Consider the following 23,915-nt stretch of genomic DNA (forward strand, 5'->3'; position numbering starts at 1 on the left):
GACATGCCACAAGCCCCGCTGCCCCTCTGTTCCGTCCTGATTCTCGCCGGAGGACGCGGCCAGCGCATGGGCGGCCAGGACAAGGGCCTGCTGGAGTGGCAGGGCCGCCCGCTGGTGAGCTACGCCGCCGCCCTCGCCCGCCCTTTCAGCGACGACCTGATCATCTCCTGCAACCGCAACGCGGATGTCTACGCCGGCTTCGCCGACCGCCTGGTGCAGGACGACAGCACGGACTTCCCCGGCCCGCTCGCCGGCATCCGCGCGGGCCTGGTCAGCGCGCACCATACCCACCTGTTGGTACTGCCCTGCGATGCGCCACTGCTGGACGCCGACCTGCTTGAGCGCCTGCTGCGCGCATCGGCCGCAGCGCCGGACGTCGTGCACATGCTGCGCTGCGGCACGCAGTGGGAACCGCTGTTCAGCATCATCCCGGTGGCGCTGCGCGCCCAGATAGAGGAAGCCTGGGACCAGGGCGACCGCAGCCCGCGCCATGTTTTCTCGAACCTCGGCCTGCAGGCGGTGGATTGCCCGGCCGACGACCCGCGACTGGCCAATCTGAACACCCCGGAGCTGCTCTATCGCGCCCGATAGCGACAGAGTCGAAAATTTTCCGGGAACTATGCTGCAAGGCACCCGGTCAGACTTTTCGTACTTTTTTGTTCGCTCATCAGGAGATTCACCCATGAACAAACGGATGCTTCCCGCCTTCCTGCTCGCCCTGGGCTTTAGCGTGCTCGCTGGTTGCTCCACTCCGTCCGTCATCACCCTGAACGATGGACGCGAGATTCAGTCGGTCGACAAACCCAAGTACGACGAAGAATCCGGCTTCTATGAGTTCGAACAGCTGGATGGCAAAACCGCCCGCGTGAACAAGGATCAGGTACGGACCGTCAAGGACCTCTGATTCGCCCGGCGGTGAAAACGCCCCGTAGGCCCTGAGCGGTCTGCGGGGCGTTGGCGTTTTCACGGGGGCGAAAAGATTTTTCAAATATTTTTCGCTAACCCCTTGTGCATCAAAAGTTTTTCGGTAGAATGCGCGCCATCAAACGGAGCGTAGCGCAGCTTGGTAGCGCGTCTCGTTCGGGACGAGAAGGTCGCTGGTTCGAATCCAGTCGCTCCGACCAAATCCCGAAAAACCCGCCTAACGGCGGGTTTTTTATTGCCTGCGATTTTTCCCCAGAAGTAGTCACAGGCACAAAAAAGCCCGTCCACCAGGACGGGCTTTTTCATGGGCGAATCAGAGCTGACCGGACTTGCGCAGCGCGACCTGCGACAGGGCGCTCCAGTCCCGCTCGCCATCACCGTGTGCGATGGCTTCGAGCAGATTGTCACGCAGAAGGCTGGCGAGTGGCAGCGGCACGCGCTGCTCATGCCCGGCCGACAGCGCCAGGCCAACATCCTTGAGCCCCAGCACCAGGCGGAAGCCGGCCGGATCGAAACGCTGCTCGGCGATCTGCGCGCCGTAGTTGCGGTAGACCGGCGCGTTGAACAGCGTGTTGCCCATGATTTCCATGAACTCGCCCGGCGCGACGCCGTAGGTCTTCACCAGCGCCGCACTCTCCCCCATCGCCTCGATGGCGCTGGCGATCATGAAGTTGCCGGCGATCTTCACCGCGACCGCGCGCAGCGGGTCGTCGCCCAGCGGCCAGGTCTTCTGCCCCAGCACGTCGAGCACCGGCTGCGCCTTGGCGATGGCAGCCTCGGGGCCGGCCACCAGGATGTTCAGCTTGCCGGCGGCGGCGACATCCGTGCGCCCGAATACCGGCGCGGCGACGAACTCAACGCCCTGCTCGCGGTGCAGCTCGATCAGCTCACCGACGAAGGCGGTGGACAGCGTGGCCATGCTCAAGTGCACCAGGCCGGCCCTGGCCGATGCCAGGGCACCGCTGTCGAGCAGCACGGCGCGGGTGGAGGCATCGTCGGCCAGCATGGAGATCACCAGCTCGACATCGAACGCCTGCACAGGGGTGGCAGCGGCGATCGCGCCCAGTTCCACCAGCGGCTCGGCGGCGCCGGGCGAGCGGTTCCACACGACGACATGGTGGCCGGCCTGGATGAGGTTGGCAGCCATGGCAGCACCCATGCCGCCCAGTCCGAGAAATCCGATCTTCATTGCAATGCGCCTCGCATCGGTTGATTGAGGAGAGGGAAAGCCGCCGAAATCTTCAGCAGCCGAGGAAAGCGGCGACCTGTGCGGCGTCGAAGGGCCAGTTGAGCTCTGCGCCGGAATCGCAGCGACGCAGCACGGGAATGCTCAGGCCGTATTGCTCGACCCATTCCTCGCGGTCGGCGATATCCACCAGTTCGACCAGCAGGCCGTGTTCGACGAAGGGCATCAGCACCGCCTCGGCCACTTCGCAGAGATGGCAGCCAAGGGTGCCGAAGAGCTGGCATTCCGGGGGCATGGTGGGCTCCTGGGTTGGCGACATGGGTTCAGACTCCGGCATGTTTGAGCAGCGTGTCGGCCACGGCGCGGGCTTCTCGCCCCTGCTGCGCCGGGCCCTGCATGTGCGCCATCACCAGTACGCCTTCGAGCAGGTACTGCAGCTGACGCGCCAGGGCTTCCGGCTCCGGCGCCCCCAGGTGCAACAGCTGGGCCGCGAAGAAGCGGCCAAGGAAGGCCTTGTGCTCGGCGGCCTGCTGGTGGATGGGGTGTTCGCGGTCGTGGAATTCGCCGGCGGCATGGATGAAGGCACAGCCGCAGAAGTCCGAGCCGTTGAGCACTTCCTGCAGGCCGTCGAAGACCGCCAGGATCGCCTCGCGTGGCGCGAGGATGCGTTCGGCGACTTCCATGCGCTCGACCATGCGGGCGTGGCGCTCTTCCAGCGCCGCCATGATCAGCTCGTCCTTGGACTTGAAGTGCTTGTACAGCGTCATCTTCGCGACGCCCGACTCGGCGAGGATGCGGTCGATACCGGTGGCGTGATAGCCCTCGCGGTAGAACAGATCCTGGGCGGTGGCGAGCAGTAGCTCGCGTTTGCTGGATGCCATGGCATTACCTCCTGACCGGACATTATGCGCGAGGCTCGGCGCCCGTGGGGAGCGAGAGCGGCAGCGCCAGGTCGATTAGCGGACGGTCATTTCGCTTGAACTATACAGACCTGTCTGTCTAATATCTATTCCACCACCCTACCTCAGCCGTCCCACAACAACATCGCAAAGGACTCCCGCCATGAAACTCCACGACGTCGCGCTTTCCGGAAACTGCTACAAGGTTCGCCTGTTCCTCGGTCTTATTGGCCAGAAGGCCGAGCTGCTGCCGGTGGACCTGATGGCCGGCGCGCACAAGCGCCCGGCCTTCCTGGCGATCAACCCGCGCGGCCAGGTGCCGGCGCTGGAGGATGGCGAACTGCGCCTGGGCGATTCCCATGCCATCCTCGCCTACCTCGCCCGGCAGTACGCCGAGCCGCACTGGTACCCGCAGGACGCCGTCACCCAGGGGCGCATTGCCAACTGGCTGAGCTTCTCGGCCAACGAGGTGCAGCACGGCCTGGCGATGGCGCGGGTGATCCAGCTGTTCAAGCGCCCCGGCGACCTGGCCGCCGCGCAGGCCAAGGGCCGCCACGCGCTGGAGCTGCTGGACGCAACTTTGGCCGACCACCGCTGGCTGGCGCAGACGGACAAGCCGAGCATCGCCGACATTGCCGTCTACCCCTACGTCACCCTGGCGACGGAAGGTGGTCTGGAGCCATCCGGCTATCCCTATGTGCAGGACTGGCTGGCCCGCGTGCGCGCCCTGCCCGGTTACGTCGCGCAACCCGCCTTCTGATTTTCTTCTGACTGGCCACGCCGCCGCTTGCACGGCGGCGCGCCCCTCCGCTCACCGAAAAGGAAACTCCGATGCGTCTGCCATCCCTGCTGCTGGCCGGACTGTTCGCCCTCTCCTGCCTGAGCGTCCAGGCCGCCGACCTGCGCTTCTCGTTGATCCGCACCTCCGGCGTCACCACCCTGGATGCGTTCACCGTGGCCGGCGGCAACTGGACCGAGAAAGTCCCGATGAACCACACCGCTGTGCTGATCCAGCACCACGCGGCCACCTTGTTGTTCGACACCGGCCTGGGCAGCCAGGCGGACGCACAGTTCAAGCAGGACATGCCCTGGTGGGACAAGCCTCTGTTCCAGTACGAAGGTCTGAAACCGGCACACGAGCAATTGCAGGGCAGTGGTATTTCCATCGATCGGATCATCCTGTCCCATGCGCACTGGGACCACGCCTCGGCGCTGTCGGACTTCCCGGAAGTCCCGGTCTGGGCAACCTATGACGAAATCAACTACGCCCATATCGCCCAACCGCCGGCAGTGTTCCCCAGCCAGTTCCGCCATCCGGTGAAATGGGTGCCCTTCCAGTTCGATTCCGGCCCCTTCCTGAGCTACGACCGCAGCCTCGACCTGTTCGGCGACGGCAGCCTGGTCCTGGTGCCCATGAGCGGTCATACGCCGGGCGCGGTGGGGCTGTTCATCACCCTCGACGACGGCCGGCGCTACTTCTTCAGCGGCGACACCACCTGGCGCCTGTCCGGCTTCACCGGCCCCCGCGAGAAGTTCTGGGTCAGCCGCAAACTGGTGGACAGCAACCGCGACCAGACGCTGGCCGAAGTGGCCCGCGTCCACGAACTGATGCTTGCCTATCCAAAGCTCACCATCGTCCCCGCCCACGATGCCCAGGTGCAGGACAAACTCGGCTACTACCCCCACTGGATTCAGTGAAAGCCACGCCCGCCGCCGCCCAGCGCTTCAATAGCCAGCTTACTAATCAGCGACTAAGGTCTAAGAGTCGTCAACATTCGGTAATGATTTAGTAGATAGGCTGTAACAGATTGACATGCCGACCCTGATCCAGTCGGCATCATCAAACTGCCCCAAGCGCTCGAGGAGACAATAACAATGAGCAAGACCCCGATCGCCCGTGCCGTGGCTTTGGCCGCGCTGGGTACCAGCTTTATCCTTCCGACACTCGCCCACGCTGACTTCATCAAGGACAGCAAGGCCACCGTCGAACTGCGTAACTTCTACTTCAACCGCGACTTCCGCCAGGACAGCCCGGCCCCTGCCCAGAACAAGGCCGAGGAATGGGCCCAGGGTTTCATCCTCAAATATGAGTCGGGTTACACCGACGGCACCATCGGTGTCGGCGTCGACGCCCTGGGCACCCTGGGCCTGAAACTCGATTCGTCACCTGACCGCAGCGGCACCGGCCTGCTGCAGCGCTCCTCCAGCGACAAGCGCGCCGAGGACAGCTACGGCGACCTGGGCGTTACCGCCAAGCTGCGTGCGTCCAAGACGACCCTGAAGGGCGGCACCCTGATGCCGAAGATGCCGGTGGTGCAGTTCAACGACACCCGCCTGCTGCCGCAGACCTTCAGCGGCTTCGCCCTGAACTCCGCTGAGCTTGACGGCCTGACCGTCGACGGCGGTCGCCTGTACCAGGTCAACCAGCGCGATTCCTCGGACTACGAGGACATGACCATCACCGGCGGCGGCAAGCGCAACATCAAGCTTGGCGATAGCCTCACCTCCAACAAGTTCCTGTTTGGCGGCCTCACCTACAAGTGGACCGACAGCCTGAGCACCAGCTACCACTACGGCGGCCTGGAAGACATCTACAAACAGCACTACCTGGGCCTGATCCATGTGCTGCCGATCGCCGACAAGCAATCGCTGAAGTCCGACATCCGCTGGGCCAAGTCCGATGACGATGGCGGCAGCAACGTCGACAACAAGGCGCTCAACGCCATGTTCACCTATGCCCTGGGCTACCACGCCTTCGGCCTCGGCTACCAGAAGATGAGCGGCGACACCGGCTTCGCCTACATCAACGGCACCGACCCCTACCTGGTGAACTACATCCAGATCGGCGACTTCGCCAACAAGGACGAGAAGTCCTGGCAGGCGCGCTACGACTACAACTTCGCCGGCCTCGGCATCCCCGGCCTGACCTTCATGACCCGCTACGTGAAAGGCGACAACATCGACCTGATCACCACCGACGGCGAAGGCAAGGAATGGGAACGCGACACCGACATCGCCTACGTCTTCCAGGACGGCCCGCTGAAGAACCTCGGCGTGAAGTGGCGCAACGCGACCATGCGCACCAACTACACCAACGATTACGACGAGAACCGTCTGATCGTCAGCTACACCATGCCGCTCTGGTAACTCCCGCGGCGTGACGAAAAAGCCCGGCATCTGCCGGGCTTTTTCTTTGCCTCACCATGGAGCAATCAGTCCTGGCTGAGCGCTCCGATCTTATGGATCGACAGGTCGGCGCCGTAGTACTCCTCTTCCTTCGTCAGGCGGATACCCACAGCCGCCTTCACCAGGCCGTACACCAGCAGGCCTCCGGCGAAAGCCACCGCCACACCGAGCAGCGTGCCGATCGCCTGGCTGGCCAGACTGACCCCACCCAGTCCGCCCAGCGCCTGCTGACCAAAGATGCCGCAGGCAATGCCGCCCCAGGCGCCGCACAGGCCGTGCAGCGGCCAGACGCCCAACACGTCGTCGATCTTCCAGCGCACCTGGGTCGCGGTGAACGCCCAGACGAACAGCGCGCCGGCCAGCATGCCGGTGGCCAGGGCGCCGATGGGGTGCATCAGGTCGGAACCAGCGCAGACCGCCACCAGTCCGGCCAGAGGGCCGTTGTGCAGGAAGCCCGGGTCATTGCGACCGACCAGCAGCGACGCCACGGTGCCGCCGACCATCGCCAGCAAAGAGTTCACTGCCACCAATCCACTCGCGCCCGCCAGCGACTGCGCACTCATGACGTTGAAGCCGAACCAGCCGACAATGAGAATCCACGAACCCGCCGCCAGGAACGGAATGTTCGACGGCGCGAAAGCGACCAATCGCCCCTCGCGGTACCGGCCATTGCGCTGCCCCAGCAGAACCACCGCCGCCAGCGCCAGCCAGCCGCCGAAGGCATGCACCACGACGGAGCCGGCGAAATCATGGAAGGCAGCGCCGAATTCGGCCTTCAGCCAGGCCTGGAAGCCGAAATTGCCGTTCCAGATCAAGCCCTCGAAGAACGGATAGACGAAGGCCACGATCAGCGCCGTAGCGCACAACTGCGGGCCGAACCGGGCACGTTCGGCGATGCCGCCGGAAATGATCGCGGGGATCGCCGCGGCGAAGGTCAGCAGGAAGAAGAACTTCACCAGCGCGTAGCCGTTTTCGTGCGCCAGCGTCGCCGCCGGCTGCAGAAAAGTGACGCCATAGGCGATCCAGTAGCCGATGAAGAAATAGGCCAGGGTCGAGATGGCGAAGTCCGAGAGGATCTTCGACAGGGCGTTCACCTGGTTCTTCAGGCGCACCGTGCCCACTTCCAGGAAGGCAAAGCCCGCGTGCATGGCCAGCACCATGACCGCGCCCATCAGGAGGAACAGCGTGTTGGAACCGTGGACCAGCGTCTCTACGGCACTATTGAGGTTTTCCATCGCTACAGGCAGCCCCGGAGGTCAAGGGGAAAGCACCAAAACGGCTCGCGGCGACCCTGCGTCGCACCACACTGAAGCAGCGGCGCACCACAGAGGAGCCGAGCGCTGAACCAGCATGGCTCACAAGCCATCCGACCAGCTTCGCAATTTCTTGTACTTCCTTATGTTTTTCAGTGGTTTGAGCTCATATTCCCGGCCGTTTCAGACACCGGGAACGCCCCGCCATGGGGCGCTCGGCTCTCCATGCGCACCAGAGAAATGCAAGCGGCATACCACCGGAGCAGCATTCAGCGGCTAGGCTTCAACTCGCACGCGAGAGCGGCCCCATGATGAATTTATGAGAAACTTTCCAGCGACCCTGGGGCTCGAAAACTAGGAACCTCAACCCGCACAAGGAGCATCACATGCCTCGCAAGACCGCAGTGAACGCCGCCAAGGATGAACTCCTGGCCGAATTCCAGGCCCTCGTCAGCGACACCGAGAAACTCCTGCAGAGCTCGGCTGACCTGGCTGGCGCCGAAGCCGACCAGATGCGCGCGCAGATCCATGAGAGCCTCAAGCGCGCCCGCGATGCCATCTATTCCACCAAGGACTCCGTGCGCGACCAGGGCAAAGCCGCCGTGGACGCCACCGAAGACTATGTCGGTGATCACCCGTGGCAGGCCGTGGGTATCGCCGCCGGTGTCGGCTTCCTCCTCGGCCTGCTGGTCAGCCGGCGCTGATCGATGAGCGACGGAATGGACGCCGGGCCGAAGTCCTCGGCCAACTCCCCTTCCCCGCGGCGCTTCGGCGCCGCGGTCCTCGGCCTGCTGCACGGGCACGTCGAACTGCTCGGCATCGAGCTGCAGGAGCAGAAGACCCGCACCGTGCAGATGCTGCTGATGGCCGGCCTGGCGCTGGTTTTCGCTCTGCTCCTGCTGGTCGCCCTGTCGGTGCTGGTGCTCATCCTGTTCTGGGACAGCTACCGTTTGCAGGCCGCCATCGGACTGTGCCTCTTCTATGTCGGCGGCAGCCTGTTCTGCGCCTGGCGTCTGCATATGCTGGTCAACGACGAAAGCTCGCCGTTCAGCGCCACCCTCGAAGAACTGGCCCGTGACCGGGAGCGACTGTTGCCATGAGCGAAATGCCCGACGCCCGCAACCTGACCCGCGCCGAACTGCGCAAGGCGATCGTCCGCCTGCGCCTGGAAATGCAGCGCCAGCAGATCCGCCAGGAAGGCGAACTGCTGCTGCAACCCCTGAAACAGGCACGCAATCTCGGCCAGAACCTGCGCAGCGGCCTGGGCGGCAGCACGCCGCTGTGGGGCGCTGGCGGCGCCGCAGCCCTTGCCCTGCTGTTCGGCCGCAAACGCCGCTGGGTGCGGCTGCTGCGCGTAGGGATCGCCCTGCTGCCGATCCTCCTGCAGATGCGCAGCAAGCCCGAGCCCAAGGACCCGCCCGCCCCCTCGACGCACCTCTGACGTCTAGACTGGCCACATTCTTGCTAAGTGACAGTGAGCTGCGCGCGAGCGCTTCCCTGTCACGCCACTAAGGATGTGTCCCTTGATCGACGGGCAACCCATCGCCTGCTTCCAGCCCTTCATCGACACCGCGACCGGCCTGATCGCCGGTGTCGAAGCACTGGGCCGGTTGCGCCAGGACAACGGTGATCTGCAATCGGTCGGCCCGCTGTTCTTCAACCCGCGAGTCGGCCTGGCCGAACTGCGCCGTCTCGACCGGCAGATCCGCGACGCCGCCCTCGCCCGCATCCACGAAGCGCCCAAGGACTGGTTCCTCAGCCTGAATATCTCGCCGCGCTGGATCAGCCGCCTGCGCCCGAACCAGCCGCTGCCCAGCCTCAAGCAACTGCAACAACAGGGCGTACCACCGGAGCGCGTAGTCTTCGAGATCACTGAACTGGGCGGTGCCCACCAGCGCCTGCCGGAAGTAGTGGCTCGCTACCGTGATGCCGGCGCGCGCATCGCCATCGACGACTTCGGTGCCGGCTACTCGCAGCTGGACCGCGTACTGGCGTTGCAGCCGGACATCCTCAAGCTGGACATGCGTCTGTTCCAGGAAGCCGCCCGCGGCGGCCCCAGTGGCGAAGTGGTGAAGGCGCTGGCGCAGATGGCGGAGAAGACCGGCTGCTGGATCATCGCCGAGGGCGTGGAAACCGAAGAGGAAATGGACTTCGCCCTGGAGTGCGGCGCACGCTACGTGCAAGGCTTCCTGTTCGCCAAACCGGCTCTGGAGTTCCCTGCCAGCGACGCCTTCCGCGAAGCCTTCGCCCAGCGCCGCGACCACTATGTGCATCGCAAGCTGCAGGAGCGCTCCAACCTCATCCAGCTGCGCCAGCAACTCTCCGAACTGATGAACATGCTGCGCCCCTGGGCCGAAGGCGGCGCCATGCTCAGCAGCCTGCCGCCGGCGCCGGATTCCTTCGGCCGTCTGCTACGCATTTACCAGTGCGACCGCCACGGCACCCAGACTTCGCCGAACCTGGAATGGAACGGCCTGTTCTGGAAGGAGAACCGCCGCTACCTGGGCCACAACTGGTCCTGGCGCCCCTACTTCTACCAGTTGCTCGCCGAGGGCTGGGAAGAGCGTCGCCTGACACTCTCCAACACTTATCGCGATGCCACCACCAACCAGTACTGCATGACCGCCGGCCAGTTCATCGACCAGGGTCGACGCCTTCTGCTCATCGATATCGACGCCGAAGGCCTCTAGCGCCGCGATTGAGATTGCCGGCGCGAACGGCTAGCGTTGCCGGTAACTCTCTGGATTGCGGAAAGAAGAATGGATTGGCACACCCTGCTCCCCCGGGAGCGCCTCGGCAAACCGGTGCACAGCAGCGCCGAACTCGGCCGCAGCGCCTTCCACAAGGACCACGACCGCATCATCTTCTCCGGTGCCTTCCGCCGCCTGGGGCGCAAGACCCAGGTGCACCCGGTATCGAGCAACGACCACATTCACACCCGCCTGACCCATTCACTGGAGGTCGGTTGCGTCGGCCGCTCACTGGGCATGCGCGTTGGCGAGATCATTCGTGACCGCCTGCCGGAATGGTGCGACCCCGGGGACATGGGCGTGATCGTCCAGTCCGCCTGCCTCGCCCACGATATCGGCAACCCGCCCTTCGGCCACTCCGGCGAAGACGCCATCCGCCACTGGTTCCAGCAGGCTGCCGGTCGTGGCTGGCTGGATGGCATGAGCGACGGGGAACGCTCGGATTTCCTGCACTTCGAGGGCAACGCCCAGGGCTTCCGTGTCCTCACCCAACTCGAATACCACCAGTTCGACGGCGGCACACGCCTGACCTACGCCACCCTCGGCACCTACCTGAAGTACCCCTGGACGGCACGACACGCCGACTCTCACGGCTACAAGAAGCACAAGTTCGGCTGCTACCGCAGCGAGCTGCCACTGCTGGAGCAGATCACCCAGAAGCTGGGCATGCCGCAGCTGGAAGATGAACGCTGGGCGCGCCATCCGCTGGTCTACCTGATGGAGGCCGCGGACGACATCTGCTACGGCCTGATCGACCTGGAAGACGGTGTGGAAATGGAGCTGCTCGACTACAGCGAAGTGGAAGCGCTGCTGCTCGACCTGGTCGGTGACGATCTGCCGGAAACCTACCGCCAGCTCGGCCCGAAGGACTCGCGCCGGCGCAAGATGGCGATCCTGCGCGGCAAGGCCATCGAACACCTGACCAATGCCGCCGCCCGCGCGTTCGTCGAACAGGAAAAGACCCTGCTCGCGGGAAGCCTGCAAGGCGACCTGGTAGAACACATGCATGGCCCGGCCAAGCGCTGCGTGCAACGCGCGAAGGCGATGGCGCGAGAGAAGATATTCCAGGACAAGCGCAAGACGCTGCATGAGATCGGCGCCTACACCACCCTGGAAATCCTGCTGAATTCCTTCTGCGGCGCCGTGCTGGAACAACACCGCCAGAGCACGCCGTCGTTCAAGAACCAGCGCATCCTCGACCTGCTGAGCCACTACGCGCCGGACCCGAGCTGGTCGCTCTATCGCTCCTTCTTGCGTGTAACGGATTTCATCGCCGGGATGACCGACAGCTATGCCACCGAGATGGCGCGCGAGATGACCGGCCGCTCCAGCCCGAGCTGAAGCGGCCGCGCGGGCTAGGCGGCCAGCTTGCGCAATTGCTGCAGCAAATCGTCCTGCAAGGTCGCCATCGCCTGCTCCACCGCCAGTGCCCGGTTGCCCAGCTCCCGGCTGTCGAGACCATCCTTGCAGCCACCTTCAAGCTTGCTGCAGAGGTCCTGGAGCGTGTCCGCATTGACCAATCGCGCGGCGCCCTTCATGCGGTGGGCCAGATCGGCCAGTTGCTTCCAGTCGCCGGCTTCCCAGAGCGGCCGGACCTGGTCGATATCGATCCGGTTGCTGCTGTACAACTCCTCCAGCAAACGGCGGATCAGGCCAGGATTTCCGCCGGTCATCTCCCGTAGGGGCTTCAGGTCGAAGCCATCGACCTGCTTCTCCACAGATGCCTGATCGTCGTGAGCCGCTGACAGCTTCGGCACTGCATCCAGCCGCACACGCAGGTTATCCAGGCCTATGGGCTTGAACAGGCAGTCATCCATGCCGGCCCGCCGACAGTTCTCGATCTCGTCGGGCTGGGCGTTGGCGGTGAACCCGAAGATCACACAGGGTTCGGCTTCCATCTCCGCTTCAAGCTCGCGAACCCGCCGGGCCAGACCATAGCCATTGAGCACCGGCATATTGCAGTCGGTGATCAGCAGATCGAAGTCACCCGGATGCCACAGCTGCAGTGCCTGGGAGCCGTCGGAGGCGACCTCGACCTGATGCCCCAGATGCTCCAGTTGCTGGGTCAGCAGCATCCGGTTGGCCACATGGTCGTCGACCACCAGAACCTTCAGCGACTGGGCGGTCCTCGGGACCATCACGGCCGGCCCAACTTCGCATTCGGGCAGGCTTTCCAGGGTCTGCAGCAACAGGCGCACCGTGACCGTGGTGCCCTCGCCGGGACGGCTTTCCATGCGTACGGTGCCGCCCATCATCTCCGCCAGCTTGCGGCAGATGGTGAGCCCCAGCCCCGTACCACCTCGACTGGCATCGCCACTGCGGGTCACCTGGCTGAAAGGCTCGAACAACTGGCGCTGTTCATCCTCGGAAATGCCGATCCCACTGTCCTGCACGCTGACCTCGAGGGCCAGGCGCTCGCCGGCGACACGCTCGCCGTAGACGCGAATCTTCACATGCCCGAAGTCGGTGAACTTGATGGCGTTACTGACCAGGTTCGACAGAATCTGCTTGAACCGCAAGGGATCGATCAGCACGTCACAGGCGGCTTCCGCCTCGATTTCCATCCTGAGCTCCAACGCTTTCTGCCGCGCCAGCCCATCGAACACGCGCGCAACGGACTCCACCAACTCGCGCAGGTGGGCGCGCTCCGGCATCAGCGTCAGACGCCCGGATTCGATCTTGGCCACATCGAGGATGTCGCCGATCAGCGTCAGCAGAGAACGCGCCGAGTCGTAAGCCACCTCGACTGGCTCCCGCTCCCAATGCCCCTGATCGGCACGGGTGAGCGCCAACTCGAGCATGCCGATCACCGCGTTCATCGGCGTGCGAATTTCATGGCTCATGGTAGCGAGGAAGGTACTCTTCGCGCGGTTGGCTTCCTCGGCCAGCTCCTTCGCCGCTTCCAGCTGGTGGTGCAGCCGCTCGCGCTCGGTGACATCGATCCAGCCCGTGACTACCCCGGAGATATCACCACCCGACCCACGGTAGGGAGTCGCCCAGTAATGTATTTCCCGAACTTCGTTGTGAATCTGCAGGACCAGATCGGAGGCCACTTTCCCGTCCTGCTCCATGGCCTGCTGATGAATCAACTGCAACGCTAGCGCGTCAGGCGCCTGCAGCCAGGGGTAATCGACGACGCGGGAACCTTCCACCGACTCGCGCGGCATTCCGGTTTCCTTCAGGAAGCCGATATTGCAGGTAACCAGCCGCCCTTCACGATCACGTACCGCCACCGGCTGAGGAATACCATCGATCAATGCACGCTTGAATTCGAGGCGGTAACTGAGCTCTTTCTCCGAATCCCGGCGCCGGCGCACCTTGCGCCAGAGCCACCCGTTCCACAGCAACACGATGAGCAATGCCAGCGCTGCCGCCCAGGCAAGCTGGATGAACTGCTTGCGGTAGCCCTGCCAGACGCTGTCCGGCCTGTCCACGCTGGCAGACCAGCGGGTAGTGATATTGCTCAGGTCTTCGGGCGCGATGGCCAGTAACGCCTTGTTCAGGATACTGAGCAGCTCCGGGTCCGACTGTGACACCGCCAGCGAGAACTGTCCGGGCTCGCGGTCCAGGGCCAGGGCGATCTTGAGGTCCGGGTAATAGCGGGAGATCAGGTAGTTGGCCGACGACAACAGGTGAATGCCGGCGTCCACCTTGCCTTCACTGACCATGGACAGGTCGTCGACATTGTTCTCGACCTCCAGCAGTTTCACCCGAGGGTGGCGGGCACGCATGAAGTCCGCGATGACCGAGCCCCTGGGGACGGCGACAGTGTGGCCATCGAGATCCCCCAGACTGTGCAGCCAGTCGCTCCCCTCTGGCACCAAGACAACGAAGGATGCGGTCATGTAGGGACGTGTGAAACTCAGCCATTCCTCGCGCTGCGCCGTTGGAGTCAGCGCCGCAATCACGTCAGCCTTGCCCGTACGCACCTGCTCCAGCATCGCCGTGACGCTGGCCTGCGGGCGTACATCGAACTCGATCCCGGTTCGGCTCTGGACCAGCTCCAGCAAATCGGCAGCGATTCCGCGGAACTGGCCCTGGGCATCGAAGAACGAAACAGGAGCCAACGCCTGATCGATCACGACTTTCGGTCGCGGGTGACGGTCCACCCAGCGTTGCTCCTGAGGCGTCAGGATAAGGCGCTGGCCGGCAATGGGGCTGCTTCCGCCCGGACTCCAGCGACGCTGAATGGCCGTCTCGCCCTGTCGCGGAATCGCATTCAGGGTATGGTCGATGATGTCCAGCAACGTCCGATCGGATGCATTCAGTGCAAAGCTGAAACCCTGGCCGTTGAAGCTGGCAAAGTTGAGCAGTTTGAGATTGGCCAGGTATGCCTGGCTGATCAAGTACTGCGCACTGAAGGCATCGCCGACGAACAGGTCCGCCTGGCCGAAAGCGACCGCTTCCAGTGCACGGCGCACCGACTGATAGCTCTGTACGGTGGCGCCGGCCAGGAACCTGTCCCGATCATTTGCCGGGAAGTAGTCGGCGACCACCGCAATGCGTTTGCCGGCGAGTTGCTCACTACTTTCCAGGCGCGTGCCTTCCGGCCCGATGATGACAGGCTGGTTGGAAAAGTAGGGTACGGACAGCACAACGTCCGGTCGCGCAGCCTCATACCCCGTGGCACGGCTCAACAGGTCGATATCTCCGCGAGACAGCGCGGCCACGGCGGCATCCCTGTCAGAATAACGTCGTACTTCAATTCGAACATTGAGCGAGTCGGCAATGATTCCCGCGACGTCGGCCGTGATGCCCTCAAGGTCCGTACCGCTGCTGGTGATATCGAACGGGGCGTAATCGGGTGCCGTCACGCCCAGACGCAGCGTACGTTTGTCCCTGAGCCAGTGCCAGTCGGAGTCGCTGAGTTGCACCTTGACTGGCTCGTCGCCCGAACGAGCCAGCAGGTTGATCGAGGTCCAATCGTGCTGCTCCGCCATCACCCATCCGCAACAGACGAGTAGCAACACACTGACGATGAAGCGGAAGCGGCACATCAAACACCTCAGACCAGCGCGTTCCGCTTGGCGAACTCGATCAGGTCAACCAGCGAATGAGCATTGAGCTTCAGCAGCAGCCGGGTCTTGTAGGTGCTGACCGTTTTGTTGCTGATGAACATCTGTTCGGAGATTTCCTTGTTCGAATAACCGTTAGCGAGGTACTGGAGGACAGCCATCTCACGATCCGAGAGGCGCTGGATCAGCTCCTGATCGTCCATCTGTCCATTGTTGCGACGAGTCTGGCGCACCGCCGTGCTGGGGAAGTAGTTGTAGCCGGCGACCACAGCGTTGACGGCGCTGATCAGTTCGGACAAACCGCCTTGCTTGCAGACGAAGCCTGAGGCACCCGCCTGCATGCAGCGCATGGCGAACAGCGAGGCGCTCTGCCCGGTCAGCACCAGCACCTTGAGTGGCAGCTCGAAGGCAGAGATACGGCTGATCACCTCCAGACCATCAAGCCGGGGAATACCGATATCCAGAACGACCAGGTCGGGAATCAGGTCCTTGACAAGCGAAAGCGCGTCCACGCCATTGTCGGTTTCACCAACGATGACATGGCCTTCCTTTTCCAGCAGCACACGCATTGCCATGCGAATGACTGGGTGATCATCGACAATTAGAACTTTGCTCATCAGCTTCCTCCCTCTGACCCTTCTTAAAAAATGTCCTTCGGTAAGATATATGCAGAGCGAGCGCTGTCGAGATTACCCACCCTCAATATTGACCATTAGAGGGCTTTCCTACACAACATATAAATAATTCCTACAAGTAACCTTAAATATTTTGACGTCACCTTAAAACAGGCAAGGAATTTCTGATGAGAGACGAGCGAAAATCTGAGCACGATTTCTGACAATTCGCTTCCCTGTCGCTGCTTATCCCATCTACCGAACGCTCGATAGGCGCCTGAGCCTTCCTCGCCACCCGCCCTCCATCACTCCGCCCGCGGAATCAGCGCGCCTTCCCGGCAGCCATTGAAACCACAGCACCCGCTCTAGATCAGCTATTTCGCCATAGCCCAGCCTGACCGCAGTCATTGACGCACTCCTCCAACGCTGCCCTTGATCACACTTTCTGTCGGCCGCCGTCTGACAAGCACCCTGCCTCTTCCCCTCGCCAGACAGATCAGCTATCGAACACTGAACAGTTAATTCAGCCCCTCTTCAGTAAACCTCAGCAATCAGGATAAACATGGAACAGCTCGAACAAGGTCAAATCGTAAAACCAAATAATCACCCAGAACAAACAAGCACAAGAAAGCCCTTCGCCGGAAAACTTAAAAATCACACAACAAGATAACCGGCCCGACACATTGGCTGATCAACTTACCCATCAGCAATCAAGCTGCATATCAATCGACACACCTAAGATAGGAAGCACCAAACTTATCCACTGCAATTGTCGATCCCCCTGACAGCCTGGAGTTTCTTACGTGCAGGAAAACAAATTCAGCATCCTGATAGTCGAAGACCATCCCTTCCAACTGATCGCTACGCAAATGCAATTGAACAGACTGGGATTCTTCCGATTGACGCCCGCTCTCGATGCCAGTGAAGCGCGTGAGGAGTGTGCACGTCGCAACGAACCTTTCGACTTGCTGCTCTGCGATATCAACCTGCCGGACACTGACGGCATAGAACTGCTCGGCGAACTGGCCGAAGCCGGTCATATTCGCCACGCAGTCTTCCTAAGTTGCCGAGATGCCGATGAATTGCAGGCCTTGCGCAGAACCCTCCGCGACCAGGGACTACCCGTCCTGGCCTGCCTGTCCAAACCACTCGATGAGTGGGCGCTGATGGAGTCCCTGGCAGCGGACGAGAGCCTCAGACTCAGGATGCGGGCAGATTGACTGGCTGGTCCGGGTACCACGCATCGATCAGCGAGCTGAGACTGAAACCTGCGAGCTCCGGCTGCTGCTTGAGCCATCCGTCGATCAACTCGCGCTGCTCCGCACTCACCGAGCCGCGCCGAGCAAGGCAGATGAACCCGTACTCGTCGCAACCGCTATAGACCAGGTCGTTGGGTTCGACCGCGACACCTGCAAAACGCTTGATGAATGCGTCAATAGCCTCTTCGCTCGTTCCTTCCTTGTACTGAAAACTCAGTTCGAAGCCGAGTTCCTGGAACTCATCGACACACAACTTCTTGCGTAAACGACGGGAACGATGGGTCGCCATCTGAATCTCTCCTCAGGAGGGCTTTCGCCGCTCGATGCACGGGTGTGTCCGGAACATATCCGGGACTTGCACGAACAATGACTCGACAAACCTCTCCGAGACGACTGGCATCCGAAGGCCAGCGCATCCTCGAACGGCTTGCGGCATAATGTGCCGCAGCTCCCGGTCCAACAGGGAGTATTTCATCTGTAGTGTTGCGCTTCATCTTTTCATTTTTTCAAGTCAATGCCCGACCACTGGGATGTCATCTTTTCTATGTTCAAGTCTCTGCGTGTCCTCGCTCTCGCTACATTGTTGCCATTCGCCTTGCCGGCTGTTGCCCAGATCAACTCCACCCTGCCCGAGCGCGTACAGAAGGCGCTGAGGGCCAGCAAGCTCACCGACGACGCCCTGTCGCTGGTGATGATTCCCCTGGAAGGTCCCGGCAACGCCACCTATTTCAACGCTGACGTCTCGGTGAATCCGGCGTCGACCATGAAGCTGTTCACCACCTATGCCGCCCTGGAAATGCTCGGCCCGACCTACCAGTGGCAGACCGAGTTCTATACCGACGGCCAGCTCAAGGACGGTACCCTCAACGGCAACCTCTACCTCAAGGGCGGCGGCGACCCGAAGCTGAACCTGGAGAAGCTCTGGCTGATGATGCGCGACCTGCGCGCCAACGGCGTGAACAAGGTCACCGGCGACCTGGTGCTGGATCGCAGCTATTTCAACATCCCGCAATTGCCGGTCTTCAACGACGACGGCGGCGACGACAACAAGCCGTTCCTGGTCGGCCCGGACTCGCTGATGGTCAACCTGAAGAGCGTGCGACTGGTGATCCGCACCGAAGGCAGCAAGGCCACCGTGCTGATGGACCCACCGCTGGCAAACGTGCGCATCGACAACCAGATCCAGGTGAGCAAGGCCGCAGCCTGCCCCGCCTGGCCGAAACTGCGCTTCAACCCGGTGACCCAGTTCGACGGCACCTCGCTGGTCGCCACCGGGCAGATTCCCCAGGGCTGCAGCGCCCAGACCTACATGTCCCTGCTCGAGCACCCTGCCTACACCGCCGGCGCCGTGCGCGGCATCTGGCAGGAGCTGGGCGGCAGCATCCTCGGCAAGGACCGCGAAGGCACCGTGCCGAAGAACGCCACCCTGGTGGCTCGCGCCATGTCGCCGGACGTCGTGGAAATCATCCGCGACATCAACAAGTTCAGTAACAACACCATGGCCCGCCAGCTGTTCCTGTCAGTCGGCCGCCAGTATCGCAATGGTGCCGACGCGGACGATGCCCAGGCTGCCCAGCGGGTGATCCGCCAATGGCTGGCGCGCAAGGGCATTACCGCGAGCCACCTGGTGATGGAGAACGGTTCGGGCCTGTCCCGCGATGAGCGAGTCAGCGCCCGCGAAATGGCGGCCATGCTCCAGGCCGCGTGGCACAGCCCCTACGCCGCGGAGTACATCTCCTCGCTGCCGATCGTGGCGAAGGACGGCACCATGCGCAAACGCCTGCGTGGCACGCCCATGGCCGGAGAAGCCCACGTGAAGACCGGCACCCTGAACACCGTGCGCGCCCTCGCCGGCTTCAGCCGCGACGCCAACGGCCGCACCTGGGTCGTAGTGGCCATCCTCAACAGCAACCGGCCGTGGGGGGCCTCGTCGATCCTCGACCAGGTGTTGCTGGACCTCTACAGCAGCACCAAGCGCTGATTCCCACGCGAACCCCGGCCAACTGGCCGGGGTTTTCGCATCAGGCTTCGACCTTCTCCAGACGATCCCGCCCCAGCCGCTTGGCGCGATACACCGCGCGGTCCACCTTGCGCATCAGGTCGTCCGCGCTTTCGCCGGGGCTCCAGGAGGCAACGCCGAAGCTTGCCGTCACCACGCCGACACCCTCCATCGGCTGCCCGCGCAAGGCCTTCCAGAGCGCCTCCGCCAGTAGCCAGGCCTGGTCCGTGGTGCTTCCCGGGCAGAGCACCACCAGTTCCTCGCCACCGATCCGGCAGAACACATCGACTTTGCGCAGGCGCTGCGCAATGCGTTGACACAGGGTGACCAGCACGATATCGCCCGCCTCGTGGCCGAAGCGGTCATTGATGTCCTTGAAGTGGTCGATATCGAACATCACCAGCGACAACGGCTCGCCATTGCGGGAACAGCGCGCCATGGCCTGATCCAGTTGCTCCTTGAAATAGCGGCGATTGTGGATGCCCGTCAGTGCGTCGGTGACCGACAGGCGCCGCAACTCCATCTCCGCCTCCTTGCGCCGGGTAATGTCAGTGGCGATGCCCAGATACGCCGTGGTGTTGCCCGCTGAATCGCGTACACCGGTAATGATCAGGTTGATCTTCAGTTGCCGGCCATCACGGCGCACGCAGGTCCACTCGTGCTCCTCGTGCCCCTCGCCCACGAGGGCGCCGACGACGTCGAAGCCGCGAATCTCGCGCCCGAGGATGCTCGACAGGTCCTGCGCGCGGCGACGGATCTCGTCCTTGACGAAGACATTCTCCGGCACCGGCCGCCCGATCACTTCCTGGGCGCTGTAGCCGAACATGCGCTCGGCGCCCACATTGAAGCTGCGCACGAAGCCACGCAGATCGGTCGAGACGATGGCAACCTGGGTCGCCGCATCGAGCAGGCCGTGCAGGCGACTGTTGACCTCGCCCAGCTCCAGCTCGGCAGCCTTGCGCGAACTGATGTCGGTCTGGGTGCCGATCATGCGTCGCGGCGAACCATCGTTGTCGCGCTCCACCACCTGACCGCGATCCAGCACCCAGAGCCAGCGCCCACTCTTGCAGCGCAGCCGGTGCTCACTCTGGTACAGCGAGGATTCGCCGCGAAGATGCCGTCGCAGCGCCTCGCAGCGCACGTCCTTGTCATCAGGATGGACCCGGCTCAGGCTCTCGTCGGTGGTCGTGCCCACCTCGCTGTCGCGGTAGCCGAGCATGGCCTTCCAGGCATGGGAATAGAACACGTTGCCGGTATCCAGGCTCCAGTCCCAGACACCGTGGCCGGCGCTGTCCATGGCGAAGTGCAGGCGCGCTTGATTCTCCTGCAGCTCCAGCTGGTTGGCCCGCAACTCGGCGGTGCGCTCGTCCACCAGCTGCAAGGCCCGTTGGCGCTGGCCCAGCAGTGCCAGCACATAGCCCGCCAGCAACAGCGAAGTCAGCCCGCCCGCGAACGCCACCCAGAGCTGCGGATGCCCCTGGTTGCGCCGCAGAAAGTCGCTGGAAGGTTCGACGCGCACCAGATAGTCACGACCGGCAAAAGGCAGGTGTCGCTCGGAAACCAGTCCTGCCGTCTGATCAGCCGCTACCTGGCTGCGATACAACGGCACATCCGGACGCGGGTCGCCGGCATCGCGCAGTGTCAGCGCCAGCTGCTCACCGCGCGCTTCCGAACCCTGTTCGATGAGCAGGCGGTAGCTGATCGCCGCCAGCAGGATGCCCTGGATTCCGACGCGGGTTTCGGCTGTCGGGCTGGGCGTCGTACTGCTGCGATAGAGTGGCGCCGCCAGCAGCAGGCCGGTGGAGTCCGCCGGCGGCGCACCAGGCAGGACCACGGGCATCGAGGCAGCCACCGAGCGCGTCTTCATCACACGCTGGGTCAACTCACGCCCCGGCAGGGTCGAGTTCAGATCCAGGCCCAGGGGCATCTCCTCCAGATACTCGGAAGCACCATAGAGGACGGGAAAATAGCGCTCGCGCACCTGCGCCGGAATCGGCTGACCCTGCAGGTCCAGCTCGAAAAGCATGTAATCGAGCATGCCGGCATCATGGGCACGGGCTTCAAAGGCGTCGCGCTGACGCTGATCCACGCGCGGCAGCCAGGCGTACCCCAGCGTGTCGCCCAGCAGTGGGCTGACGAAGTGCTCGAACTCTTCACGGGAAACGTTCGTGGAGTTCTCAAAGAAGCGCTGGATCGACTCCAGCTCGCTCTGCTGATTCGATAGCCGCTCGCGCACGCGCTCGATCCGCTCGTTGGCGGCGAGGGAAAATTGCTGTTCCAGAAAGGTGCGGGCGTTGCGCCACACATTCCAGCCGAGCAGCGCCGTCAGCAAGAGGCCAGCCACCAGCACGACGCCGGCGGCACGCAGGGCCTTCTTCTGGCTGGCGACTCCCTGAGCGGCGGGCAACTGCTCATAGGCCGGCAACTGAGTCATGCGCTTTCCCAACTCTCAGGGTGACTCAGTTTTTATAGCAGCCGATGGCCATTTGCCCAGCTTTGGCACGACGCACGGCCCAGGCCGCGCGCCGCTCGGGCCTCAACGTACGCTGATGCGCCAGGCGCGGTGGATCTTGCTGTTGCGGGCGAAATCCTGGTCCAGCGTCTGGGCGCTGATTTCCTCGACCTGGTAACGCGCTGCCAGCCCTTCATCCAGTTCGAACTTGCGGAAGTTGTTGGAGAAGTACAGCACCCCGCCCCTGGCCAGTCGCGCCATGGCCAGGTCGATCAGTTCAACGTGGTCGCGCTGCACATCGAAAACGCCTTCCATGCGCTTGGAGTTGGAGAAGGTCGGCGGGTCGATGAACACCAGGTCGTATTCGCCGCGGTCCTCGCGCAGCCACTCCATGACGTCGCTCTGCACCAGGCGTTGCTTGTCGGAGAAGCCGTTGAGCGACAGGTTGCGCCGCGCCCAGTCCAAGTAGGTCTTCGACAGGTCGACGCTGGTGGTGCTGCGCGCATCGCCCTTGGCGGCATGTACGGTGGCCGTGGCGGTGTAGCAGAACAGGTTGAGGAAGCGCTTGCCGGCAGACTCGCGCTGGATGCGCAGGCGGATCGGCCGGTGGTCGAGGAACAGGCCGGTGTCGAGGTAGTCGGTCAGGTTGACCAGCAGTTTCACGCCGCCCTCTTCGACTTCCATGAAGCGGCCTTCGGCGTTCTGCCGTTCGTACTGCTTCTTGCCGGTCTGGCGCTCGCGACGCTTGATCACGATGCGCTCAGTGGGAATGCCCAGCGCCTGCGGCAACGCAGCGAGCGCGTCGAGCAGACGGATCTGCGCCTTCTCCGGATCGATGGACTTGGGCGCCGCGTATTCCTGCACGTGAGCCCAGTCGCGGTAGAGGTCCACGGCCAGGGCGTACTCGGGCATGTCGGCGTCATACACCCGGTAGCACTCGATCTTCTCCTTGCGCGCCCACTTGCCGAGCGCCTTGACGTTCTTCTGCAGGCGGTTGGCGAACATCTGGCCGCCTTCGCTAAGGCGAGCCTGTTCGATCACGGCGGCGCCCTGAGCCGGAGCGGCATCGCTGCGTTCGCCACGCTCGCCGGTCACGAACTGGCGCGGCTCCACCTCGAGCATGATCAGCTTGCACGGCAGAGCGCCGTTGAAGAAGGCGTACTGCTTGTGGCTGCGGATGCCCATGCGCTTGCCGAGCTCCGGCGCGCCGGTGAACACGCCGGCGCTCCAGCCCAGGCAGCTCTGGCGCAGACGCTCGCCCAGATGCTGGTACAGGTACAGCAGGCTCGCTTCATCACCCAGGCGCTCGCCGTAGGGCGGGTTGCAGATGATCAGGCCCTTCTGGCCCTTGTCCGGGCGTGGCTCGAAAGTGGCCAGCTCACCCTGGTAGATCTTCACCCACTCGGCCAGGCCGGAGCGTTCGATGTTATTGCGCGCCGGCTGAATCAGGCGCGGGTCGGCTTCATAGCCGCGAATCCACAGCGGCGTCCTGGCAAGGCCAGCCTCGGCACGCTGCTGGGCTTCCTCTATCAGCTTCTTCCAGATCGCCGGCACATGGCCCAGCCAGTTGCTGAAGCCCCAGCGCTCGCGCTTGAGGTTTGGCGCGATGTCGGCAGCAATCAGGCCGGCTTCGATGAGGAAGGTGCCAACGCCACACATCGGGTCAGACAATGCGCCGCCTTCAGCGGCGATCTTCGGCCAACCGGCGCGGATAAGGACCGCAGCGGCGAGGTTTTCCTTCAGCGGCGCGGCGCCCTGCTGCAGGCGGTAGCCACGCTGGTGCAGGCTGTGGCCGGAAAGGTCCAGCGACAGCACGGCCTGGCCGCGATCCAGGTGCAGGTGCACGCGGATGTCCGGGTTGACCTTGTCCACGGTCGGCCGCTTGCCGAACTCGGCACGCAGGTTGTCGACGATGGCGTCTTTCACCTTCAGCGCGCCGAAGTGGGTGTTGTCGATGCCCGAGCCCTTGCCGCTGAACTCCACCGCGAGGCTGCCGCCGGCATCCAGGTGGTCGCTCCAGGATACGGCGTTGACGCCCAGATAGAGGTCTTCGGCGTTGCTCACCGGGAAGCGCGAGAGCACCAGCAGCACACGGTTGGCCAGGCGCGACCAGAGGCACAGGCGGTAGGCCGTCTCCAGGTCGCCCTTGCCGCGAATGGCCGAAACCTGGGCGCGCGCCTCGGTCAGGCCGAGCGCCTGGGCTTCCTCCAGCAACAGGCCATCGAGCCCTTTCGGGCAGGTGAGGAAGAGATCGTGCAAATCCGACATGCAAATAGTTCCCGGGCCGCAGCCCTTTCATCAAAGCCGCTTATGGCCTTGTCGGCCACCTTGGGTTCATTCGAGTGAACCCAGGCAACCCCTGTAGTCATTTTCAGGGA

Annotated in this window: 21 protein-coding genes and 1 tRNA gene; 13 read left to right on the plus strand and 9 right to left on the minus strand. The window is 63.3% G+C overall.

Annotation, left to right across the window (positions count from 1 at the left end):
* Positions 1-3 precede the first annotated feature (3 nt).
* The 3 genes from mobA to IB261_RS20140 all read left to right on the plus strand — a co-directional run bounded on the left by mobA (position 4) and on the right by IB261_RS20140 (position 1,124).
* A complete protein-coding gene (mobA, locus tag IB261_RS20130) occupies positions 4-591 on the plus strand; it encodes a molybdenum cofactor guanylyltransferase MobA (RefSeq protein ID WP_192381291.1) in 588 nt (195 codons plus the stop codon).
* Positions 592-682: 91 nt separating this feature from the next.
* Complete coding sequence (locus IB261_RS20135; protein WP_081519426.1) at positions 683-904, plus strand: YgdI/YgdR family lipoprotein; 222 nt, start codon at positions 683-685, stop codon at positions 902-904.
* A gap of 143 nt (positions 905-1,047) precedes the next feature.
* A tRNA-Pro gene (locus tag IB261_RS20140) sits at positions 1,048-1,124 on the plus strand.
* A 113-nt stretch (positions 1,125-1,237) separates the two neighbouring features.
* Here the strand turns inward: IB261_RS20140 and IB261_RS20145 are convergent.
* From IB261_RS20145 to IB261_RS20155, 3 genes are read right to left on the minus strand one after another with little or no spacing between them, the layout of a single operon-like run.
* The gene (locus tag IB261_RS20145; protein ID WP_081519425.1) at positions 1,238-2,113 is read right to left on the minus strand and encodes an NAD(P)-dependent oxidoreductase; all 876 of its coding nucleotides are present in this window, start codon (positions 2,111-2,113) and stop codon (positions 1,238-1,240) included.
* Positions 2,114-2,165: 52 nt separating this feature from the next.
* Complete coding sequence (locus tag IB261_RS20150) at positions 2,166-2,405, minus strand: glutaredoxin family protein (RefSeq protein WP_081519424.1); 240 nt, start codon at positions 2,403-2,405, stop codon at positions 2,166-2,168.
* 28 nt (positions 2,406-2,433) lie between these two features.
* Positions 2,434-2,991: a TetR/AcrR family transcriptional regulator gene (locus IB261_RS20155; RefSeq protein WP_081519423.1), complete on the minus strand. Its 558-nt coding sequence runs from the start codon at positions 2,989-2,991 to the stop codon at positions 2,434-2,436.
* A gap of 181 nt (positions 2,992-3,172) precedes the next feature.
* On the opposite strand from IB261_RS20155, the gene IB261_RS20160 reads away from it, so the two are divergent.
* The 3 genes from IB261_RS20160 to IB261_RS20170 all read left to right on the plus strand — a co-directional run bounded on the left by IB261_RS20160 (position 3,173) and on the right by IB261_RS20170 (position 6,156).
* On the plus strand, positions 3,173-3,769 hold the full coding sequence (locus tag IB261_RS20160) for a glutathione S-transferase family protein (RefSeq protein WP_192224260.1): 597 nt from the start codon (positions 3,173-3,175) through the stop codon (positions 3,767-3,769).
* Between the two features lie 71 nt (positions 3,770-3,840).
* Positions 3,841-4,707 (plus strand): MBL fold metallo-hydrolase, encoded by an 867-nt coding sequence (locus tag IB261_RS20165; protein WP_192381290.1) that lies wholly within the window; start codon positions 3,841-3,843, stop codon positions 4,705-4,707.
* 177 nt (positions 4,708-4,884) lie between these two features.
* Positions 4,885-6,156 (plus strand): OprD family porin, encoded by a 1,272-nt coding sequence (locus tag IB261_RS20170; RefSeq protein ID WP_081519420.1) that lies wholly within the window; start codon positions 4,885-4,887, stop codon positions 6,154-6,156.
* A gap of 65 nt (positions 6,157-6,221) precedes the next feature.
* On the opposite strand, the gene IB261_RS20175 is transcribed toward IB261_RS20170, so the two are convergent.
* Positions 6,222-7,430, minus strand: a complete 1,209-nt coding sequence (locus tag IB261_RS20175) for an ammonium transporter (RefSeq protein ID WP_081519419.1) — start codon at positions 7,428-7,430, stop codon at positions 6,222-6,224.
* A gap of 404 nt (positions 7,431-7,834) precedes the next feature.
* Here IB261_RS20175 and IB261_RS20180 point away from each other — a divergent pair, with 404 nt between their 5' ends.
* The 5 genes from IB261_RS20180 (at position 7,835) to IB261_RS20200 (ending at position 11,539) form a co-directional block, all read left to right on the plus strand.
* Entirely contained in the window at positions 7,835-8,152 is a 318-nt protein-coding gene (locus tag IB261_RS20180) for an ElaB/YgaM/YqjD family protein (protein ID WP_045211754.1), read from the plus strand.
* Between the two features lie 15 nt (positions 8,153-8,167).
* Positions 8,168-8,548 (plus strand): phage holin family protein, encoded by a 381-nt coding sequence (locus IB261_RS20185; protein ID WP_139791629.1) that lies wholly within the window; start codon positions 8,168-8,170, stop codon positions 8,546-8,548.
* A complete protein-coding gene (locus IB261_RS20190) occupies positions 8,545-8,889 on the plus strand; it encodes a hypothetical protein (protein ID WP_151187766.1) in 345 nt (114 codons plus the stop codon). The genes IB261_RS20185 and IB261_RS20190 overlap by 4 nt, the downstream gene beginning before the upstream one ends.
* Positions 8,890-8,971: 82 nt before the next feature.
* Complete coding sequence (locus IB261_RS20195) at positions 8,972-10,138, plus strand: EAL domain-containing protein (RefSeq protein WP_192381289.1); 1,167 nt, start codon at positions 8,972-8,974, stop codon at positions 10,136-10,138.
* Between the two features lie 69 nt (positions 10,139-10,207).
* Entirely contained in the window at positions 10,208-11,539 is a 1,332-nt protein-coding gene (locus IB261_RS20200) for a deoxyguanosinetriphosphate triphosphohydrolase (protein WP_192381288.1), read from the plus strand.
* Between the two features lie 14 nt (positions 11,540-11,553).
* Here IB261_RS20200 and IB261_RS20205 read toward each other — a convergent pair whose 3' ends face one another.
* A complete protein-coding gene (locus tag IB261_RS20205) occupies positions 11,554-15,138 on the minus strand; it encodes a transporter substrate-binding domain-containing protein (RefSeq protein ID WP_225605920.1) in 3,585 nt (1,194 codons plus the stop codon).
* A 65-nt stretch (positions 15,139-15,203) separates the two neighbouring features.
* A complete protein-coding gene (locus tag IB261_RS20210; RefSeq protein ID WP_081519413.1) occupies positions 15,204-15,830 on the minus strand; it encodes a response regulator transcription factor in 627 nt (208 codons plus the stop codon).
* 800 nt (positions 15,831-16,630) lie between these two features.
* On the opposite strand from IB261_RS20210, the gene IB261_RS20215 reads away from it, so the two are divergent.
* Positions 16,631-17,047, plus strand: coding sequence for a response regulator (locus IB261_RS20215; RefSeq protein WP_151187769.1), 417 nt, complete (start codon positions 16,631-16,633; stop codon positions 17,045-17,047).
* Here the strand turns inward: IB261_RS20215 and IB261_RS20220 are convergent.
* Positions 17,028-17,375 (minus strand): YggL 50S ribosome-binding family protein, encoded by a 348-nt coding sequence (locus IB261_RS20220; RefSeq protein WP_081519411.1) that lies wholly within the window; start codon positions 17,373-17,375, stop codon positions 17,028-17,030. The two genes, IB261_RS20215 and IB261_RS20220, sit on opposite strands and share 20 nt — an antisense overlap.
* 255 nt (positions 17,376-17,630) lie before the next feature.
* Between IB261_RS20220 and dacB the strand changes: the two genes are divergently transcribed.
* Positions 17,631-19,067, plus strand: a complete 1,437-nt coding sequence (gene dacB / locus IB261_RS20225) for a D-alanyl-D-alanine carboxypeptidase/D-alanyl-D-alanine endopeptidase (protein WP_081519410.1) — start codon at positions 17,631-17,633, stop codon at positions 19,065-19,067.
* Positions 19,068-19,107: 40 nt separating this feature from the next.
* Here the strand turns inward: dacB and IB261_RS20230 are convergent, their stop codons facing one another.
* On the minus strand, positions 19,108-21,519 hold the full coding sequence (locus tag IB261_RS20230; protein ID WP_192381286.1) for a sensor domain-containing diguanylate cyclase: 2,412 nt from the start codon (positions 21,517-21,519) through the stop codon (positions 19,108-19,110).
* Between the two features lie 102 nt (positions 21,520-21,621).
* Positions 21,622-23,805, minus strand: a complete 2,184-nt coding sequence (gene rlmKL, locus IB261_RS20235) for a bifunctional 23S rRNA (guanine(2069)-N(7))-methyltransferase RlmK/23S rRNA (guanine(2445)-N(2))-methyltransferase RlmL (RefSeq protein ID WP_081519408.1) — start codon at positions 23,803-23,805, stop codon at positions 21,622-21,624.
* Between the last annotated feature and the right edge of the window lie 110 nt (positions 23,806-23,915).

Origin of the sequence: Pseudomonas sp. PDM20 (genome assembly GCF_014852575.3) — a bacterium.
GTDB lineage: Bacteria > Pseudomonadota > Gammaproteobacteria > Pseudomonadales > Pseudomonadaceae > Pseudomonas.

What these genes read in the sequence shown, in the direction of transcription:
- IB261_RS20145 (WP_081519425.1), bottom strand. Translation starts at nt 2,113, where the DNA reads ATGAAGATCGGATTTCTCGGACTGGGCGGCATGGGTGCTGCCATGGCT.
- IB261_RS20190 (WP_151187766.1), top strand. Translation starts at nt 8,545, where the DNA reads ATGAGCGAAATGCCCGACGCCCGCAACCTGACCCGCGCCGAACTGCGC.
- IB261_RS20135 (WP_081519426.1), top strand. Translation starts at nt 683, where the DNA reads ATGAACAAACGGATGCTTCCCGCCTTCCTGCTCGCCCTGGGCTTTAGC.
- rlmKL (WP_081519408.1), bottom strand. Translation starts at nt 23,805, where the DNA reads ATGTCGGATTTGCACGATCTCTTCCTCACCTGCCCGAAAGGGCTCGAT.
- IB261_RS20165 (WP_192381290.1), top strand. Translation starts at nt 3,841, where the DNA reads ATGCGTCTGCCATCCCTGCTGCTGGCCGGACTGTTCGCCCTCTCCTGC.
- IB261_RS20200 (WP_192381288.1), top strand. Translation starts at nt 10,208, where the DNA reads ATGGATTGGCACACCCTGCTCCCCCGGGAGCGCCTCGGCAAACCGGTG.
- dacB (WP_081519410.1), top strand. Translation starts at nt 17,631, where the DNA reads ATGTTCAAGTCTCTGCGTGTCCTCGCTCTCGCTACATTGTTGCCATTC.
- IB261_RS20230 (WP_192381286.1), bottom strand. Translation starts at nt 21,519, where the DNA reads ATGACTCAGTTGCCGGCCTATGAGCAGTTGCCCGCCGCTCAGGGAGTC.
- IB261_RS20210 (WP_081519413.1), bottom strand. Translation starts at nt 15,830, where the DNA reads ATGAGCAAAGTTCTAATTGTCGATGATCACCCAGTCATTCGCATGGCA.
- IB261_RS20155 (WP_081519423.1), bottom strand. Translation starts at nt 2,991, where the DNA reads ATGGCATCCAGCAAACGCGAGCTACTGCTCGCCACCGCCCAGGATCTG.
- IB261_RS20160 (WP_192224260.1), top strand. Translation starts at nt 3,173, where the DNA reads ATGAAACTCCACGACGTCGCGCTTTCCGGAAACTGCTACAAGGTTCGC.
- IB261_RS20150 (WP_081519424.1), bottom strand. Translation starts at nt 2,405, where the DNA reads ATGCCCCCGGAATGCCAGCTCTTCGGCACCCTTGGCTGCCATCTCTGC.
- IB261_RS20175 (WP_081519419.1), bottom strand. Translation starts at nt 7,430, where the DNA reads ATGGAAAACCTCAATAGTGCCGTAGAGACGCTGGTCCACGGTTCCAAC.
- IB261_RS20185 (WP_139791629.1), top strand. Translation starts at nt 8,168, where the DNA reads ATGGACGCCGGGCCGAAGTCCTCGGCCAACTCCCCTTCCCCGCGGCGC.
- IB261_RS20220 (WP_081519411.1), bottom strand. Translation starts at nt 17,375, where the DNA reads ATGGCGACCCATCGTTCCCGTCGTTTACGCAAGAAGTTGTGTGTCGAT.
- mobA (WP_192381291.1), top strand. Translation starts at nt 4, where the DNA reads ATGCCACAAGCCCCGCTGCCCCTCTGTTCCGTCCTGATTCTCGCCGGA.
- IB261_RS20170 (WP_081519420.1), top strand. Translation starts at nt 4,885, where the DNA reads ATGAGCAAGACCCCGATCGCCCGTGCCGTGGCTTTGGCCGCGCTGGGT.
- IB261_RS20205 (WP_225605920.1), bottom strand. Translation starts at nt 15,138, where the DNA reads ATGGCGGAGCAGCACGATTGGACCTCGATCAACCTGCTGGCTCGTTCG.
- IB261_RS20180 (WP_045211754.1), top strand. Translation starts at nt 7,835, where the DNA reads ATGCCTCGCAAGACCGCAGTGAACGCCGCCAAGGATGAACTCCTGGCC.